The organism is Brachymonas sp. KE5 (assembly GCF_057773645.1).
The window spans coordinates 91,408-108,047 of record NZ_CM173463.1 but is presented as its reverse complement, the minus strand read 5'-3'; the positions used below and the strand labels follow the sequence as shown (position 1 = coordinate 108,047).

Below are 16,640 nucleotides of genomic sequence, written 5' to 3'. Positions count from 1 at the left end.
CGTGAAAGGCTCACTGCTTGCCATCGACCCCTTCCAGCCGCTTCATCTGGCGCTTCACTTCCAGCTTGGCGACCAGCATGCGGTGTACCTCGTCCGGACCATCGGCCAGGCGCAGGGCACGCGCATATCCGAACAGCTCGGCCAGGATGAAATCCTCGCTCAGGCCGCCGCCGCCGTGGATCTGGATGGCGGCATCGACCACCTGCTGGCAAACCGCGGGCGCCACCACCTTGATCATGGAAATCTCGCTCATGGCTCCCTTGGCGCCGACCGTGTCCATCATCCAGGCCGCCTTGAGCGTGAGCAGACGGGCCTGCTCGATCGCCATGCGGGCGTTGGCGATCACGTCGCCGTTGCCGCCGAGCAGCGCCAGCGGCTTGCCGAAGGCAGTGCGGCTCATGGCACGCTGCACCAGCAGTTCCAGCGCACGCTCGGAAGCACCGATGGCACGCATGCAGTGGTGGATGCGGCCGGGGCCAAGCCGCCCCTGGGCAATCTCGAAGCCGCGGCCCAGTCCGAGGATCACGTTCTCCTTGGGCAGGCGCACATCGGTGAAGCTGACTTCGCCGTGGCCGAAGGGTTCGTCCAGCTTGCCGAACACGGTCAGCATGCGTTCGATCTTCACGCCGGGCGCGTCGATCGGCACCAGCACCATGCTGTGGCGGGCGTGCTTGGGCGCATCAGGCAGACTCAGGCCCATGAACACCAGCACCTTGCAGTCCGGATGGCCGATGCCGGTGCTCCACCACTTCCGGCCGTTCAGCACCACCTCGTCGCCGTCCTCGATCGCCGTGGCCTGCATGTTGGTGGCATCGCTGCTGGCCACGCCGGGCTCGGTCATGCAGAAGGCCGAGCGGATGCTGCCGTCCAGCAATGGCTTGAGCCAGCGCTCCTGCTGCTGCGGGCTGCCGTATTTCACCAGCACTTCCATGTTGCCGGTGTCGGGCGCGTTGCAATTGAAGATCTCGGGCGCGATCAGCGAGCGGCCCATCACTTCGGCCAGCGGCGCATATTCGGCATTGCTCAGGCCGGCGCCCCACTCCTCTTCGGGAAGGAACAGGTTCCACAGGCCGGCGGCCCGCGCCTTGGCCTTGAGTTCCTCCATCACTGGAGGCACGTTCCAGGGCAGCTCGCCGCGCTTGAGCTGTGCGTAATAGGTCGCCTCGGCGGGATAGACGTGCTCGTCCATAAACTCCGTCAGGCGCTGCAGATAGTCGCTTCCGCGGGGGGTATTGCCGAATTGCATGGGGTCTCCTTGGCGCAAGGGGCTGCGCCTGTGCATCATGCCAGTGTAGGAAGGCTTGATACATAGATCAAATGCATTGTTTTGATGGCAAACTATTCATACCATGCATCTTGATCGCCTCGACCTCAACCTGTTTCTGGTATTTCGCACCATCTACAGCGAAGGCAACCTCACCCGCGCCGCCCGGCGCCTGCATCTGTCGCAACCCGCGCTCAGCCACGCGCTGGCCCGGCTGCGCGAGCGGCTGGGGGATGCGCTGTTCGTGCGCCAGGGGCACACCATGGTGCCCACGCCCTTGGCACGCAGCCTGATCGGGCCGGTACAGCAGGCGCTGCACCTGCTGGAACAGGGGCTGCAGCAAGGCAGCCAGTTCGAGCCGGCCAGCGCCGAGCGCAGCTTCCGGCTGGCCTTGCGTTCCGTGCTGGAATCGACCGTGCTGCCGGGGCTGATGCAGCAGCTTGCCACACTGGCGCCGCAGGTCAGCCTGCAGGTGGTGGCTCCGGCACGGCAGGAGCTTGCAGCGGAACTGGCCGCCGGACGCATCGATCTTGCGCTGGACGTGGATCTGCCCCTGCCGGACGGCATCCTGCGCCAGCGCGTGGGCGAGGATACCCTGGTGGTGGTGGCGGCTCGGGGCCGGCTGCGCACAGCGCCCGCGCTGCAGCAATACCTGCAGGCGCAGCACGTGGCGGTCTCCTCGCGCCAGAGCGGGCCCACGGTGGAAGACATGGCACTGCTTCGCCGCAATCTGCAGCGTCCCATTGCGCTGCGCTGCCAGCACTACTTTGCCGCCTGCGAAGTGGCGGCAGCAGGCACGCTGTGGCTGACCATGCCGCACAGCTACGCGCAGGTGGTGGCGCGCACACTGGCGCTCGACATCCAGCCGCTGCCGCTGGACCTGCCACCGCTGGCGCTGTATCTGTACTGGCACCGGCATCTGGATGAGGATCCGGCCAATCGCTGGCTGCGCGAACTGGTGCTGGCGCAGTGGTGGCACCATGTGGATGGTGCAGGCTGAGCGCTGCGCGAGAGGTTTGGCCCCAGTCCTACACGCCGCGACGGCCTGCACCGGCCGGTCCGCGCCCGTCAGCCGCCTACAGTGAATGCATTGCGCCCCGTTTCGGCGGCGCCCCTTACCACTGCTCCATCAACATGCTGATTCAGACCGGATTCGACATCATCCTGACCGTAGCCGCGCCCACCCAGGTCCTCTCGCTGCTGCAAATCCACCCCTCCCGCGCCCACGACATCCAGTCCCGCACCGAACATTTTTCGGTCGAACCCGCTCTTGACGTGTCGCATTACCTGGACTGCTTCGGCAACCGCTGCAGCCGCATCACCGTTCCAGCCGGCCTTGAAGAAATCCGCCTGCACGGCGCGGCGCTGGTGCACGACAGCGGCCAGCCCGATCCACAGCACCCGCAGGCCCGCCAGCTGGAGCTGCAAGAATTGCCGCATGAGGTCCTGCAGTTCCTCTTGCCCAGCCGCTATTGCGATTTCGAGGGCAGCCTGATGCAGTTCGCCTGGGACCAGTTCGGCGCAGCGCCCAGCGGCTGGGCGCGCGTGCAGGCCATTTGCGATTACGTGCACCATCACCTGACGTTCAACTACCAGGCAGCCTGTGCCACGCGCACCGCATCGCAGGGCTGGCAGGAAGGCACGGGCGTCTGTCGCGACTTTGCGCACATGGCCGTGGCGCTGTGCCGCTGCATGAACATCCCGGCACGCTATGCGACGGGCTATCTGGGCGATATCGGCGTGCCCGCTGCACCCTATCCGATGGACTTCAGCGCCTGGTTCGAGGTGTATCTGGAAGGCGGCTGGCATACCTTCGATGCCCGCCACAACACGCCCCGCATCGGGCGCATCGTGCTCGGCTATGGCCGCGATGCGGCAGACGTGCCGATCACCATGGGCTTCGGGCCAAGTGAACTGAAGCGCTTTGAGGTGGTAACCGAGGAAGTGCGAGAGAACGCCACGACGATTAGCTGAATCCCCTTTCTGCAAACAAGCACTCGCCAGCGCCAGCCGACCGCAATTTGGCCGCGCTGGCTGGCAACTGCGCTCGAAAGTTCCGGAACCCTGCAAAACGGCATCAGGGCATGGCATATACCTCCAGCCCCAACCGTACCACCGCAGCCACCTGCTCGCCGACCGACTCGTCAAACTCGCTTTCGGCACGCGCCACCGCCCGCTCGAAACCGTGCAGCCAGCCCAGTCCCGCCTCCGTGAACAGGATGCGCCGTGCCCGCCCGTCCAAGGGGTCGGCCTCGCGCCGCACGATGCCCCACGCCTCGCACTGGTCCACCAGCGCCGCCATCGCCTGCTTGCGCATGCCGGCCGCTTCGGCCAGTTCGGTCAGGCGGCTGCCCTGCAGCGCCAGATGGCGCGTGATGTGGATGTGCGCAGCACTCACCTGCTGGCGCGCCGCCAGATTGGACAGCGCAAGCGGCACTTCCGGATCATGTGCCATCAGTTCCAGCACGCGCTCGTCGAAGCGGCGCATCGCCTCTCCCAGCAGCCGCCCCAGATGCGCGCCGCGCCAGTCGTCCCGTGCTGTTGCCATCGTTGCTCCTCGTGATTGTGCCGGCCGATCCGTCTGTGCGCCCTTCGCTGCGTGTGCAGCGACCGGCTGGGCGGGCACCGTCAGAACACGGCAGTCGGCACCCTTCCAATTTTAGTCATGCAGACTGACCAAATATCCTGTGAGTTTCAATTTACTCTGCCCTATACTCCTGCTCAAGCATACAGGCTGTATGCACAACCATTAAATCACAAGTTCTAGGAGAAACGCATGAGCACGATTGATCAAGCAGAAAAAGCCAAGGCCCTGCAAGCGGCCCTGGCCCAGATCGAAAAGCAGTTCGGCAAGGGCACCATCATGCGCCTGGGCGAAGGCGAGGCGATCGAAGACATCCAGACCGTCAGCACCGGCTCGCTCGGCCTGGACGTTGCGCTTGGCGTCGGCGGTCTTCCGCGCGGCCGCGTGATCGAGATCTACGGTCCGGAATCCTCCGGCAAGACCACGCTCACGCTGCAGGTCATCGCCGAAATGCAGAAAACCGGCGGCACCTGCGCCTTTGTCGATGCCGAGCACGCACTCGACGTGCAGTACGCGCAAAAGCTGGGCATCAACCTTCCCGACCTGCTGATCAGCCAGCCCGACACCGGCGAACAGGCGCTCGAGATCGTCGACAGTCTGGTGCGCAGCGGCGCGGTCGACCTGATCGTGGTCGACTCCGTGGCAGCACTCACGCCCAAGGCCGAAATCGAAGGCGACATGGGCGACCAGCTGCCCGGCCTGCAGGCCCGCCTGATGAGCCAGGCCCTGCGCAAGCTCACCGCCACCATCAAGAAAACCAACTGCACCGTCATCTTCATCAACCAGATCCGCATGAAGATTGGCGTGATGTTCGGCTCGCCCGAAACCACCACCGGTGGCAACGCGCTCAAGTTCTATTCCTCCGTGCGCCTGGACATCCGCCGTGTCGGCACCATCAAGAAGGGCGACGAAGTGGTGGGCAGCGAAACCAAGGTCAAGGTCGTCAAGAACAAGGTGGCGCCCCCGTTCAAGGAAGCCTACTTCGACATCCTGTACGGCACCGGCATCTCGCGCGAAGGCGAAATCATCGACATGGGCGTCAACGCCAAGATCGTCGACAAGGCCGGCGCCTGGTACTCCTACAACGGCGAGAAGATCGGCCAGGGCCGCGACAACACACGCGAATTCCTGAAGGAAAACCCCGATCTGGCGCGCGAGATCGAGAACAAGGTGCGCACCCAGCTGGGCATTGCCACCATGCCGGCCAAGGGCGCCCCCGTGGCGGAAGAAGCCGGCAGCGCGGCCTGAGCGGATTGACGCTAGGCACGATAGGCACGATGCCGGAGGGGCTTGCCCCTTCCGGCGTCTCACCGGCACTGGCCTCGCTATTGCTTGACTCTCTCCCTGCCATGTCCCGCATTCCCGCTCCGATCACACTCAAGGGCAAGGCCCTGCAGCTGCTCGCCGCACGCGACTACACGCGTGCGGAAATGGAGCGCAAGCTGGCCCAATGGCTGCGGGAGCGCTCCGCGAGGGAGGAGGAAGCAGAGGCGGCGCCGCTTGACGCCGAAATGCAGCAGGTCGATCAGGCCAGCGCCATCGCCGAAGCCCTCGACGCCATGGAAGCCAAGGGCTTTCTCGACGACCAGCGTGCGGCAGAAGCGCTGATCCATCGCCGTGCCGGCAAGCTGGGCAACAGCCGTATCCAGCAGGAACTGCGGCAAAAAGGCCTGGACGCCAGCGCCATCGAGCAGGCCATGGAAGCCGTGCCCGGCAGCGAGCTGGAACGCGCCCGCGAAATCTGGCAGCGCAAGTTCGGCTCCGTGGCCGCTTCCCAGCAGGAGCGGCTCAAACAGATGCGCTTCCTTGCCAGCCGGGGCTTCAGCTCAGCAGTCGTGCATCAGGTGGTACGCGGCAATCCGGACGAATAACCCGGCCCGCGCAAACGCCTCGCGGTCAGCTCCGCACCTCACCCTGCCCCAGCACCACATATTTGAGCGAGGTCAGCCCCTCGATGCCCACCGGGCCACGCGCATGGAATTTGTCGGTGCTGATGCCGATCTCGGCACCCAGACCATACTCAAAGCCATCGGCAAAGCGCGTGCTGGCGTTCACCATCACGCTGCTGCTGTCCACCTCGCGCAGAAAGCGCTGGGCATGGATGTGGTCGGTCGTGACAATGGCTTCGGTGTGCTGCGAGGAATAGCGATTGATGTGCGCAATCGCCTCGTCCAGCCCGGCCACCACCCGGATGCTGATGATGGGCGCCAGGTATTCGGTGGACCAGTCTTCCTCGGTCGCCTCCACCAGTTGCGCATCGCGGGTATCCGCATGGCCCGCCAGAATCGCGCGCGAAGCCGCATCACAGCGCATTTCCACGCCCTTGTCCCGGTAGATTTTGCCGATGCGCGGCAGGAAGGCCTCGGCCACGCCCTGCGCCACCAGCAGGCTCTCGGTCGCGTTGCAGGGGCTGTACTTCTGCGTCTTGGCGTTGTCGGCCAGCTTCACCGCCATGTCCAGATCGCAGGGATCGTCCACATAGGTATGGCAATTGCCGTCCAGGTGCTTGATCACCGGCACCTTGGCCTCGGCGCTGATGCGCTCGATCAGACCCTTGCCGCCACGCGGGATGATCACGTCCACATACTCGGGCATGGCGATCAGGCGGCCGACGGCGGCACGGTCGGTGGTGGGCACCAGCTGCACCGCATCCCCGGGCAGGCCGGCCGATGCCAGCGCCTGCTGCACGATGGCCGCCAGTGCCTTGTTCGATTCGATCGCCTCGCTGCCGCCGCGCAGGATGCAGGCGTTGCCGCTCTTGATGCTCAGGCTGGCGGCCTCGATGGTCACGTTCGGGCGGCTCTCGAAGATCATGCCGAACACGCCAATCGGCACGCGCATCTGCCCCACGCGGATGCCGCTGGGCTGCTCCTGCAGGCCCTGAATGGTGCCGATCACGTCCGGCATGGCCGCCAGCTGCAGGCAGCCTTCCTGCAGCGTGGCCACCACCTTGGCGCCCAGGCGCAGGCGGTCCACCATCGGTGCGCTCAGGCCGGCGGCTTCGGCGCGGGCGATGTCCTGCGCATTGGCGGCATCCAGCGCCGGGCCGGCTTCGCCCAGCAGGCGCGCCAGTTCGCGCAGCGCCTGGTTCTTGATGGCCGCGCTGGCGCGCGCCATGGCCGTGGCAGCCGCGCGGGCGCGTTCGCCCATCTGCTGCATCAGTTCGTTCACGTCTTGGGTGCTCATGGATTTACAGTTCGAATTACATCCGGCCGGGCAAGGTCATGCGCCGTGCAAACCTCCATGATAAGCTCCCCGGCATGTTTGCGCCATTGCGGGCATCCGGCAACTGGCCCGGATCCGACCCCTATTCCAACAAACTGATGCCCAACCTCCCGGAACAAGTCAGGGACCCCTTGCGGGGCGCCATGCTCGAAGCCCTCGGCTGGCTGCCGCCCGACTGGCCCGCCTGGGCGCGCGTGGCCGGCATCATTGCCGCCCTGTTCGTGCTGGCCGGGCTGGTGCGCACCGCCCTCGAATTCGGCCTGATGCAGGTCCGCAAGCACATGCTGCGCACCGGCAGCCCGGCCTGGCTCGACATCCTGTTCGACAGCGCCGTGCTGCGCCGCTCGGCCCGCGTGGTTTCGCCGCTGCTGATCCAGCTTGGCCTGCTCAGCCTGCCCAAGCCGCATGGCCTCGCCACCATCGTCCTCTACAACCTGCTGTCGGCCTACGCGGTCTTCTGCGTGGTGCGCGTGATCCTGGCCTGCCTGGACGCCACGCTCAAGCACCAGACCGTGTTCCTGCGCCACTCGCCGCGCCAGCAGCTCTCGATCAAGAGCTACATCCAGCTGGCCAAGTTGATGGTGATCCTGGGCGGCCTGATCATCATGGCCGCCGAGCTCACCAACCGCTCGCCGCTGCTGCTGCTGTCCGGTCTCGGCGCGCTGTCGGCGGTGCTGATGCTCGTCTTCAAGGACACCATCCTCTCGTTCACCGCCGGCGTGCAGCTCTCCAGCAACGACATGCTGCGCGCGGGCGATTGGATCGAGATGCCGCAGGTGGGCGCCGACGGCCAGGTGGTGGACATGGCGCTGCACGCCGTCAAGGTGCAGAACTGGGACAAGACCATCACCACCATCCCCACCTGGCGCCTGATGAGCGAAAGCTACCGCAACTGGCGCGGCATGAGCGAGGCCGGCGCGCGCCGCATCAAGCGCACGCTGTCGCTCGATGCCACCTCGGTGCACTTCCTCCACCCCGAGGAGATCACGCGGCTGGAGCGGATCGCGCTGCTGCAGCCCTATCTGCAGAAAAAGCGCCAGGCCCTGGCCGATACCAATGCCGCACGCCTGCAGAAGCTTTCCCCCGAAGCGGCGGCACTGCCGCTCAACCTCCGCCAGCTCACCAATCTGGGCTGCTTCCGCGCCTATGTCTCGGCCTATCTGGAGCAGCACCCCGATATCCGGCAGGACATGACACAGATCGTCAACACCGCCGGCACCAGCCCGGAGGGCGTGCAGGTGCAGATCTACTGCTTCAGCGCCACCACCAACTGGCAGGAATACGAAACCATCCAGGGCGACCTGTTCGATCATCTGCTGTCGGTGCTGCCGGAGTTCGGGCTGCGCGTGTTCCAGCAGCCGTCGGGGCATGATTTCCGGACGATGATGCAAGGTGCCGGCATTCCGGCCGCACCGGCCTCAAGCGCCCGCCCGATACCCGATCCAGGGTCACCCGATGCGGCCAGCGCGGGCACGGCCGCATCCGCTCCAGCTCCCGCAGGGCCGCCGGGCCAGACTGGCGCAAACCCCTGACCACGAGCCCCGAGCCGCCGGCGCGGCTGTGCAACAGCTGTTAGCGCCGCCCCGCCTGCTGCGTCACCACGGCCTGCCGGCACAGCATGAAGGCCAGCTGGTGCAGAGCCTGCCAGCTGTCCGCCGGCCAATCCGGCACCTTGATGCCCTTGACGATGCCGTCGACCACATGCGCCGCATGCAGCAGGCCGTTCAAGGCCGTACCGCTCATCCGCGGCACCACGCGCTCGAACAGGCGCTCGCGCATGCCCCACACACGCTGCTCCCGCAAGGCCATGGGCAACGGCTTGCCGGCATCGAGCGCATCGCGCACGCGTTTGAGCGCGCGGATGTCCTCGGCCAGCGTGTAGTGCACCAGCACCTCGCTTTCGCCCTCGGCCTGCAGGCCGTCGAGCATGCGCTGCGTGCGCTCCAGCTGCCCTGCCAGCACCGCCTCGCTCAGCTTGAACACGTCATAGCGCGCCACATTCAGCACCGCCGCCTCGATCTGCTCGGCACTCAGCTCGCCATGCGGATAGAGCAGGCCCAGCTTCTGGATTTCCTGGTGCGCCGCCAACAGGTTGCCTTCCACCCGGTCGGCAAAGAAACGCAGCGCGTGCTCCCCCTCCGCCCCCGGCGCCACATGCTGGCCCTGCAGGCGCAGGCGCGCGGCAATCCAGCGCGGCAGCAACTGGCGTTCCACGGTCTCGACCGGGATCGACACGCCATGGCCTTCCAGCGCCACGAACCAGCCGCTGCTCTTCGTGGCCTTGTCCAGCCGCGGCAGCGTCACGATCACCAGCAGCGCGTCGTTGCCGGCGCTGCCTTCGGCAATTTGCTGCAGCGCCTGGCTGCCGTCCTTGCCCGGCTTGCCACTGGGGATATGGATTTCGACGATCTGGCGTTCGGCAAACAGGCTGAGCGACTGCGTGGCCGCGAGCACGCCGCCCCAGTCGAAGCCCACGCCCGTCACGGTATGCGAGCTGCGCTCGGAAAAGCCCTGTGTGCGCGCAGCGGCACGGATGGCATCCACCGCCTCCTGTACCAACAGCGGCTCGTTGCCATGCACCACGTACAGCGGGCGCACGCCGTTCTTCAGCTGCGCCGGCAATTGATCTGCACTGACTTGCATGCGGGCGATCAGCGGGGCCTGGCCGCCGAGATGCGGCGGATGATCTGCTGCACGGCATCGTTGCGCATGTCGCGATACAGCAGCTCGAACTCGGCCTCCTTCGACAGCGCCTCGCTCTCGTTGTAGCTGACGTCGCGCACCAGACGCAGCGGCGTCTGCGCTATCAGCGTGGCGCCGGTATTGTCGGTCAGCGAGAAATCGACATACTGGCGCAGCTGCACCTCGCGCACCTTGCCGCTGGTGCTCAGCACCACCGAGGCCTGTTCCTGGCGCTCGGACAGCACGTGCAGCACCGCTTCGGCCGCCGCCGGCTCGTCCACCACGGTGGCGTAGCCGGCCAGCGTACGGCGCAGCTGCGTCAGCAGCGGGCCGCTGCCGCCCTGCACATGCACCGAGCGGAACGGCAGCTGCACGCCGGTACCACGCAGGCGAAAGCCGCAACCACCGGCCAGCAGGCCAGTGCCTGCCGCCAGCCCCAGGGAAAGCATCTGCCTGCGCTGCATGCCCGCTCCTTACACCACCACGTTGACCAGACGGCCCGGCACCACCACCACCTTCTTCGGCGTGGCGCCTGCGGCATGCTTGGCAAAACCTTCGCTGGCCAGCGCCGCAGCCTCGATGGCCGCCTTGTCGGCACCGGCCGGCACGCGGATGCTGCCGCGCAGCTTGCCGTTGATCTGCAGCATCAGTTCGACCTCGTCCTGCACCAGCGCGCCATCATCCACTTCCGGCCAGGCCACATCGAGCAGCGTGCCGCAGCGGGTGCCGTAGCCCAGCTCGTCCCACAGGTGACTGGTGATGTGCGGACACACCGGATACAGCACGCGCAGCAGGATGGAGAAGCCTTCGGCCAGCGCCGCGCTGTCTTCGGCGCTGCCGGAGAGCTTGGCGCTTTCCAGCGTGTTGAGCATCTTCATCACGGCAGAGACCACCGTGTTGTACTGCATGCGCTCGTAGTCGTAGTTGGCCTGCTTGAGCGTGGTGTGCAGCTCGTAGCGCAGCTGCTTGGCTGCAGCGCTGAACGCCACCGGCGCCTTGCCGTCGGCGCCGCGGTCCACGGCAAAGCCGGCCTGCAGCGCTGCCGCATGCTTGGCGGCAAAGCCCCAGACGCGACGCAGGAAACGGTAGCTGCCCTCCACCGCCGCATCGTTCCACTCCAGCGTGGCTTCGGGCGGCGAGGTGAACATGGTGTACAGGCGCGCGGTATCCGCGCCGTATTTCTCGATCAGCTCCTGCGGATCGACGCCGTTGTTCTTGGATTTGGACATGGTGCCCACGCCCTCGTAGTCGATCACGGTACCGGCCGGCAGTTCGCCGTCGGCGCTGGGCACGGCCTTGTTCAGCTTGGCGCCGACCACCTTGCCGGCATCGTCCAGCACATGCTCCACGTCGGCCGGCCAGAAGTATTCCTTGCCGCCCTTGGCAGTGCGGCGGCTGTAGATGTGGTTCAGCACCATGCCCTGCGTCAGCAGGCGCTTGAAGGGCTCGTCGCACTCCACCAGGCCCAGGTCGCGCATCACCTTGGTCCAGAAACGCGCGTACAGCAGGTGCAGAATGGCATGCTCGATGCCGCCGATGTACTGGTCCATCGGCATCCAGTAATTGGTGCGGGCATCGACCATCTGCCGGTCGTTGCCGGCGCAGGTGTAGCGCATGAAGTACCAGGAGCTGTCCACGAAGGTGTCCATGGTGTCGGTCTCGCGCCGCGCCGGCTTGCCGCAGATCGGGCAGGTCACGCCGGCGTGGAAGCCCTCGTGCTTGTGCAGCGGGTTGCCGGAGCCGTCGGGGATGCAGTCCTGCGGCAGCACCACGGGCAGATCCTTCTCGGGCACCGGCACCGGGCCGTGCTCCTCGCAGTGGATGATCGGGATCGGCGTGCCCCAGTAGCGCTGGCGGCTCACGCCCCAGTCGCGCAGGCGCCAGGTGGTCTTGAGTTCGCCCAGGCCCTTGTCCTGCAGCGCCTTGGCCACAGCCTGCACCGCTTGCTTGTGGCCCATGCCGCTGAAGTCGGTCGAGTTGATGGTAACGCCGCGCTCCTTGTCGGCATACCAGTCCTGCCACTGCTGGAAGTCGAAATGCGGCTCGCCCTCGACCAGGATCACTTGCTTGATCGGGATGCCGTACTTGAGGGCGAAGGCAAAGTCGCGCTCGTCGTGCGCCGGCACGCCCATCACGGCGCCGTCGCCATAGCCCATCAGCACGTAATTGCCAACCCACAGCGGAATTGCTTCGCCCGTGATCGGGTGCGTCACCGTCAGGCCGGTGGGCATGCCTTCCTTCTCCTTGAGCGCCAGTTCGGCCTCGGTGGTGCCGCCCTGCTTGCACTTCTCGATGAAGGCCGCCAGTTCCGGATTGCCCTTGGCCGCCTGCGTTGCCAGCGGGTGCTCGGCCGCCACGGCGCAGAAGGTCACACCCATGATGGTGTCGGCACGCGTGGTGAACACGTACATGCGGCCGTCGCCGATCAACTGGCCATCATCGCCGGCGACCTCGTGCGTGAAGGCAAAGCGCACGCCTTCGCTCTTGCCGATCCAGTTTTCCTGCATCAGGCGCACGCGCTCGGGCCAGCCCTCTAGCGTGGCCTTGGGGTTGCCGACCTGCACGTGGTCCAGCAATTCCTGCGCGTAGTCGGTGATCTTCAGGTAGTAGCCGGGGATTTCCTTCTTCTCGACCAGCGCACCGGTGCGCCAGCCGCGGCCGTCGATCACCTGCTCGTTGGCCAGCACCGTCATGTCCACCGGGTCCCAGTTCACGACCTGGGTCTTGCGGTAGGCGATGCCCTTTTCGAGCATCTTCAGGAACAGCCACTGGTTCCACTTGTAGTAATCGGCATCGCAGGTGGCCACTTCGCGGCTCCAGTCGATCGCCAGACCCATCGCCTGCATCTGCTTTTTCATGTAGGCGATGTTCTCGTAGGTCCACTTGGCCGGTGGCACGCCGTTCTTGAGTGCCGCATTCTCGGCCGGCAGGCCGAAGGCATCCCAGCCCATCGGCATCAGCACGTTGAAGCCCTTCATGCGCAGGTGGCGCGTGAGCATGTCGTTGATGGTGTAGTTGCGCACATGGCCCATGTGCAGCTTGCCGCTGGGATACGGCAGCATGGAACAGGCGTAGAAATGGGGCTTGTCGGCGGTCTCGGTGACGCGGTAGGCATCGGCCGCGCCCCAGGCGGCTTGCACGGCGGCCTCTACGGCATTGGGCTGGTAGGTGTCTTGCATGCGGCAATTTTAGCTGGCGCATGCACTCAAGCGGCACGGATTTGCCGGAACCCCCCAATTTCGGCAAACGATATTTACCTATTACCGGTAAACGGTATAAAATATCCCAATGCCGATTGTCAATTTCCGATGCGCAGACACACAGGCCCTGTTCGAAACGGGAAAATCCAGACGTTTTGCCAACATTCTTGCAGTGGCCGAACGAAAGCTGGTGCAACTGGAGGCAGCCGTTTCGCTTGAATCGCTGCGGGCACCCCCCGGCAACCGTCTTGAAGTCCTGCAGGGCGACCGCGCCGGACAGCACAGCATCCGCATCAACGGACAGTGGCGAGTCTGCTTCGTCTGGGGGCCGCAAGGTCCGCAGGACGTGGAAATTGTCGATTACCACTGAAAGGAGTCCTCCATGATCAAGAACGGCATGCGCCCCATCCATCCCGGCGAAATCCTGCGCGAAGACTATCTCAAGCCGCTGGGCATGAGTGCCAACGCCCTGGCGCGCCATCTGCATGTGCCGGCCAGCCGCATCAATGACATCGTGCTGGAACGCCGCGGCATCAGCGCCGACACCGCCCTGCGCCTGAGGCGATTTTTTGGCGGCGATGCGCAAAGCTGGCTCAATCTGCAGACCATGTACGACCTGCGTGTGGCCGAATCCGCCAGTGCCGCAGTTATCGCACGCGAAGTAGCCCCGTTGACCGCCTGAGCCCCAATCCCACCCGGAATCTTTCCCATGCCCCATGACTACGACCTGATTACCATCGGCGCCGGCTCCGGCGGTGTTGCCGCTTCCCGCCGTGCGGCTGCCCTCGGCGCCCGCGTGCTGATTGCCGAGGCCAGCCGCGTGGGCGGCACCTGCGTGATTCGCGGCTGCGTGCCCAAGAAGCTGATGATGTACGCCGCCGGCTTTGCCGACCAGCTGCAGGACGCGCGCGGCTACGGCTGGGACTTTGGCGAGGCCAGCTTCGACATGGGCCGCTGGGCCGCCACCAAGGCGAAGGAAATCGACCGGCTGGAAGGCATTTACAGCACCATGCTGGCCAATGCCAAGGTGGAATTGGTGCGCGGCCATGCGCGCATCGTGGCACCGCATACGGTGGAGATCAACGGCCAGCGCCACACGGCCGAACGCATCCTGATCGCGGCCGGCGGCGCCTCATCCAGCCATGCGATTCCCGGTCTGGAGCATGCCATGGACTCCAGCGCCCTGCTGGACCTGCAGAGCGTGCCGGACAGCCTGCTGGTCATCGGCGGCGGCTTCATCGCGCTGGAGTTTGCCAGCATCATGGCGCGTCTGGGCGCGCAGGTGCACCTGGCCTATCGCAACGAATTGCCGCTGCGCGGCTTCGACCACGACCTGCGCGTGCGCGTGGCCGGTGCCCTGCAGCAGGCCGGCGTGACGCTGCATGCCGGCGTCGGCCTGGAGCGCCTGGAGCGCGATGGCGACGGCTTCGTGCTGCACCGCGCCGATGGCAGCAGCGTGCGCGCGGCCGCCGCACTCAACGCCACCGGCCGCCACCCGAACGTGCAGGACCTGGGCCTGGAATCGGTCGGCGTACAGCTCAACCAGAAAGGCGCCATCGAGGTCGATGCCTTCAGCAAGACCAGCGCCGACCATATCTGGGCCGTGGGCGACGTGACCGACCGCGTCAACCTCACCCCGGTGGCGATTGCCGAAGGCCGCGCCTTTGCCGAAACCGAGTTCGGCAACCATCCGCGCCAGATCGACCACAGCCTGGTCGCCAGCGCCGTGTTCACCCTGCCCCCGATCGGCACCGTCGGACTGACGGAGGAAGAAGCGGCCAAGCAGGGCCCGGTGGATGTCTACGTGAGCGATTTCCGCCCGATGAAGGACGCCTTCGTCGACGGTCACACGCGCAGCTACATGAAGCTGCTCGCTGACGCGAACACCGGCAAGGTGCTGGGCCTGCACATGATAGGGGCCGATGCCCCCGAGATCATCCAGAGCCTGGCCGTCGCCGTCACCTGCGGCGCCACCAAGGCCGACTTCGACCGCACCATTGCACTGCATCCGAGCGCTGCGGAAGAATTCGTGCTGATGCGCGAACCGGCACGGCGCGTAGGCGCATAATACTCCTGTGCTAATGTGCGCAGCGGCAGCCCGGAGCTGCCCGCCGCGCATCGGCGCTCAACCAAAAAACAATGCATGCACCCGGCTGCCCCGCAGCGCCGTGGTGATCCATGCCTGCCCGTCTGGAGATCCCCATGAGCCTGATCCTCACCCAACCCATCACCGGCCCCTCCGCCTGGAAAGCCGCCGACCTGGCCAACAGTGATGCCTGGGTCTACCGCCTGTCGCCCGAAGCCATCGCCACGCTCGACGCAGCGCTGGTCAGCGTCAAGGCCCGCGGCCTGCGTTTTCCGGATTTCGGCAAGGCCGACTTCCCGATCGAGTCGCTGGCGGCCGAGATGCGACGCTGGTCCGAGGAGCTGGAAAACGGCCTGGGCTTCCTGGTGGTGCGCGGCCTGCCGGCCGAGCGTTACAGCGACGAGGATTTCCAGATACTCACCTACGGCATCGGCCTGCACCTGGGCCGCCCGGTGCGCCAGAACCCGCGCGGCGACCTGCTCGGCAACGTCGAGGCCGTGGGCGATATCAAGGACAAGCACACGCGCGTCTACGAAACCAACCTCTATCTGCCCTACCACACCGATCCCTCGGACGTGGTCGGCCTGATGTGCGTGCGCAAGGCGCGCGAGGGCGGCCTGTCCAGCCTGGTCAGCACGGCGGCGGTGTACAACCAGATCCTGGCCGAGCACCGCGAGCATCTGGGCCTGTATTACAAGCGCTGGTACATGGCCCACCTGTGCCAGCCCGACCCGGCCCTGACCGCCCTGTTCAGCTACCACGAAGGCAAGCTGAGCTGCCGCTACCTGCGCCAGTACATCCACCTGGGCCACGAGATCATGGGCCTGCCGCTGTCGCGCGTCGAGATCGAGGCGCTGGACGTGTTCGATTCCGTGCTGAACGACCCGGCCAACCGGCTGGACATGATGCTGGAGCCGGGCGACCTGCAGCTGGCCAACAACAACGCCGTGCTGCACTCACGCACCGGTTTCGAGGATTACGAGGATCCGGCCCAGCGCCGCAAGCTGCTGCGCCTGTGGCTGGAAATGCCCAATGCGCGCGCGCATTCGCCGGATTTCCCCGGCCGCAACGGTTTTCCGGAGCCGGAAGCCTTGCAGGCGGCCTGAGCCTGGGCGGAATCGGATGGCATGGGGGCGTGGCCCCCATTTTCATGGCTGGCTGCGGGTGACAGCATCATTTTTGCTGCTGCGGCAGCGCCACAAAGCCAATCCGGTTCAGCCCTGCTTGTTGCGCGACTCCCATCACCTGCACCACCTGCCCGTAGGGCACGCTGGCGTCAGCGCGCAGCTGCACCTCCGTCTCGGGATTGGCCTGGGCGGCCTGCTGCAGGCGCTGCGCCAAGGCCTCGCGGCTCAGGGGCTGGTCATCCAGAAAAAGCGCTCCATCAGCCTGCAAGGCAATGCGCAAGGCCGCGACCTGCGGCTGCGCCTGCGTGGTGCCATCGGCTTTGGGCAAGTCCAGCGCAATGCGGCTGGCCAGCAGCGGCGCAGTAATGATCAGAATGGCCACCAGCACCAGCATCACGTCCACCAGCGGCGTCATGTTGATCTCGCTCATCGGCTTGTCGCGGCTGGAAGTGTCGAAGCGGCCCAGGGACAT

General features: G+C 65.9%; 16 protein-coding genes. 9 read left to right on the top strand and 7 right to left on the bottom strand.

The genetic code is table 11. The annotated features are described in order from the left end of the window. Positions 1-10: 10 nt before the first annotated feature. Positions 11-1,246, bottom strand: a complete 1,236-nt coding sequence (locus ACX36O_RS00585) for an acyl-CoA dehydrogenase family protein (protein ID WP_371698410.1) — start codon at positions 1,244-1,246, stop codon at positions 11-13. A gap of 103 nt (positions 1,247-1,349) precedes the next feature. Between ACX36O_RS00585 and ACX36O_RS00580 the strand changes: the two genes are divergently transcribed. Beyond that, positions 1,350-2,264 carry a LysR family transcriptional regulator gene (locus tag ACX36O_RS00580; protein ID WP_371686861.1) on the top strand — a complete coding sequence of 305 codons (915 nt, stop codon included), beginning with the start codon at positions 1,350-1,352 and terminating at the stop codon, positions 2,262-2,264. A gap of 134 nt (positions 2,265-2,398) precedes the next feature. After that, the gene (locus tag ACX36O_RS00575; RefSeq protein WP_213362327.1) at positions 2,399-3,238 is read left to right on the top strand and encodes a transglutaminase-like domain-containing protein; all 840 of its coding nucleotides are present in this window, start codon (positions 2,399-2,401) and stop codon (positions 3,236-3,238) included. Between the two features lie 103 nt (positions 3,239-3,341). On the opposite strand, the gene ACX36O_RS00570 is transcribed toward ACX36O_RS00575, so the two are convergent. Beyond that, positions 3,342-3,812: a MarR family winged helix-turn-helix transcriptional regulator gene (locus tag ACX36O_RS00570; RefSeq protein WP_213362326.1), complete on the bottom strand. Its 471-nt coding sequence runs from the start codon at positions 3,810-3,812 to the stop codon at positions 3,342-3,344. Positions 3,813-4,040: 228 nt separating this feature from the next. Here ACX36O_RS00570 and recA point away from each other — a divergent pair, with 228 nt between their 5' ends. Next, positions 4,041-5,096, top strand: a complete 1,056-nt coding sequence (gene recA, locus ACX36O_RS00565; protein ID WP_213362325.1) for a recombinase RecA — start codon at positions 4,041-4,043, stop codon at positions 5,094-5,096. 101 nt (positions 5,097-5,197) lie between these two features. Continuing rightward, positions 5,198-5,719, top strand: coding sequence for a regulatory protein RecX (locus ACX36O_RS00560; protein ID WP_213362324.1), 522 nt, complete (start codon positions 5,198-5,200; stop codon positions 5,717-5,719). 25 nt (positions 5,720-5,744) lie between these two features. Here ACX36O_RS00560 and ACX36O_RS00555 read toward each other — a convergent pair whose 3' ends face one another. Next, positions 5,745-7,034 carry a glutamate-5-semialdehyde dehydrogenase gene (locus ACX36O_RS00555; protein WP_371686859.1) on the bottom strand — a complete coding sequence of 430 codons (1,290 nt, stop codon included), beginning with the start codon at positions 7,032-7,034 and terminating at the stop codon, positions 5,745-5,747. Positions 7,035-7,216: 182 nt separating this feature from the next. Here ACX36O_RS00555 and ACX36O_RS00550 point away from each other — a divergent pair, with 182 nt between their 5' ends. Continuing rightward, positions 7,217-8,605, top strand: a complete 1,389-nt coding sequence (locus ACX36O_RS00550) for a mechanosensitive ion channel family protein (protein WP_488359897.1) — start codon at positions 7,217-7,219, stop codon at positions 8,603-8,605. A gap of 40 nt (positions 8,606-8,645) precedes the next feature. Here the strand turns inward: ACX36O_RS00550 and holA are convergent, their stop codons facing one another. Genes holA through leuS form a run of 3 tightly spaced genes read right to left on the bottom strand, consistent with a single transcriptional unit; the run spans position 8,646 to position 12,934 of the window. Then, the gene (gene holA / locus ACX36O_RS00545; protein WP_213362322.1) at positions 8,646-9,716 is read right to left on the bottom strand and encodes a DNA polymerase III subunit delta; all 1,071 of its coding nucleotides are present in this window, start codon (positions 9,714-9,716) and stop codon (positions 8,646-8,648) included. Between the two features lie 8 nt (positions 9,717-9,724). Next, positions 9,725-10,219, bottom strand: coding sequence for an LPS-assembly lipoprotein LptE (locus tag ACX36O_RS00540; RefSeq protein ID WP_371686857.1), 495 nt, complete (start codon positions 10,217-10,219; stop codon positions 9,725-9,727). 9 nt (positions 10,220-10,228) lie between these two features. After that, a complete protein-coding gene (leuS, locus tag ACX36O_RS00535; protein ID WP_371686856.1) occupies positions 10,229-12,934 on the bottom strand; it encodes a leucine--tRNA ligase in 2,706 nt (901 codons plus the stop codon). 109 nt (positions 12,935-13,043) lie between these two features. On the opposite strand from leuS, the gene ACX36O_RS00530 reads away from it, so the two are divergent. The 4 genes from ACX36O_RS00530 to ACX36O_RS00515 all read left to right on the top strand — a co-directional run bounded on the left by ACX36O_RS00530 (position 13,044) and on the right by ACX36O_RS00515 (position 16,147). After that, complete coding sequence (locus ACX36O_RS00530; RefSeq protein WP_371686855.1) at positions 13,044-13,325, top strand: type II toxin-antitoxin system RelE/ParE family toxin; 282 nt, start codon at positions 13,044-13,046, stop codon at positions 13,323-13,325. Between the two features lie 12 nt (positions 13,326-13,337). Further along, a complete protein-coding gene (locus tag ACX36O_RS00525; RefSeq protein ID WP_371686854.1) occupies positions 13,338-13,637 on the top strand; it encodes a HigA family addiction module antitoxin in 300 nt (99 codons plus the stop codon). 27 nt (positions 13,638-13,664) lie between these two features. Then, complete coding sequence (gorA, locus tag ACX36O_RS00520) at positions 13,665-15,023, top strand: glutathione-disulfide reductase (protein ID WP_213362316.1); 1,359 nt, start codon at positions 13,665-13,667, stop codon at positions 15,021-15,023. Positions 15,024-15,157: 134 nt separating this feature from the next. Continuing rightward, complete coding sequence (locus tag ACX36O_RS00515) at positions 15,158-16,147, top strand: TauD/TfdA family dioxygenase (RefSeq protein ID WP_213362315.1); 990 nt, start codon at positions 15,158-15,160, stop codon at positions 16,145-16,147. Positions 16,148-16,214: 67 nt separating this feature from the next. On the opposite strand, the gene ACX36O_RS00510 is transcribed toward ACX36O_RS00515, so the two are convergent. Next, positions 16,215-16,640 carry an ExbD/TolR family protein gene (locus ACX36O_RS00510; RefSeq protein ID WP_213362314.1) on the bottom strand — a complete coding sequence of 142 codons (426 nt, stop codon included), beginning with the start codon at positions 16,638-16,640 and terminating at the stop codon, positions 16,215-16,217.

Coding starts and splice junctions, on each gene's coding strand:
- ACX36O_RS00570 (WP_213362326.1), bottom strand. CDS start 3,812: ATGGCAACAGCACGGGACGACTGGCGCGGCGCGCATCTGGGGCGGCTG.
- ACX36O_RS00550 (WP_488359897.1), top strand. CDS start 7,217: ATGCTCGAAGCCCTCGGCTGGCTGCCGCCCGACTGGCCCGCCTGGGCG.
- ACX36O_RS00580 (WP_371686861.1), top strand. CDS start 1,350: ATGCATCTTGATCGCCTCGACCTCAACCTGTTTCTGGTATTTCGCACC.
- ACX36O_RS00575 (WP_213362327.1), top strand. CDS start 2,399: ATGCTGATTCAGACCGGATTCGACATCATCCTGACCGTAGCCGCGCCC.
- leuS (WP_371686856.1), bottom strand. CDS start 12,934: ATGCAAGACACCTACCAGCCCAATGCCGTAGAGGCCGCCGTGCAAGCC.
- recA (WP_213362325.1), top strand. CDS start 4,041: ATGAGCACGATTGATCAAGCAGAAAAAGCCAAGGCCCTGCAAGCGGCC.
- ACX36O_RS00585 (WP_371698410.1), bottom strand. CDS start 1,246: ATGCAATTCGGCAATACCCCCCGCGGAAGCGACTATCTGCAGCGCCTG.
- ACX36O_RS00525 (WP_371686854.1), top strand. CDS start 13,338: ATGATCAAGAACGGCATGCGCCCCATCCATCCCGGCGAAATCCTGCGC.
- ACX36O_RS00515 (WP_213362315.1), top strand. CDS start 15,158: ATGAGCCTGATCCTCACCCAACCCATCACCGGCCCCTCCGCCTGGAAA.
- holA (WP_213362322.1), bottom strand. CDS start 9,716: ATGCAAGTCAGTGCAGATCAATTGCCGGCGCAGCTGAAGAACGGCGTG.
- ACX36O_RS00555 (WP_371686859.1), bottom strand. CDS start 7,034: ATGAGCACCCAAGACGTGAACGAACTGATGCAGCAGATGGGCGAACGC.
- ACX36O_RS00510 (WP_213362314.1), bottom strand. CDS start 16,640: ATGTCCCTGGGCCGCTTCGACACTTCCAGCCGCGACAAGCCGATGAGC.
- ACX36O_RS00560 (WP_213362324.1), top strand. CDS start 5,198: ATGTCCCGCATTCCCGCTCCGATCACACTCAAGGGCAAGGCCCTGCAG.
- ACX36O_RS00540 (WP_371686857.1), bottom strand. CDS start 10,219: ATGCAGCGCAGGCAGATGCTTTCCCTGGGGCTGGCGGCAGGCACTGGC.
- gorA (WP_213362316.1), top strand. CDS start 13,665: ATGCCCCATGACTACGACCTGATTACCATCGGCGCCGGCTCCGGCGGT.
- ACX36O_RS00530 (WP_371686855.1), top strand. CDS start 13,044: ATGCCGATTGTCAATTTCCGATGCGCAGACACACAGGCCCTGTTCGAA.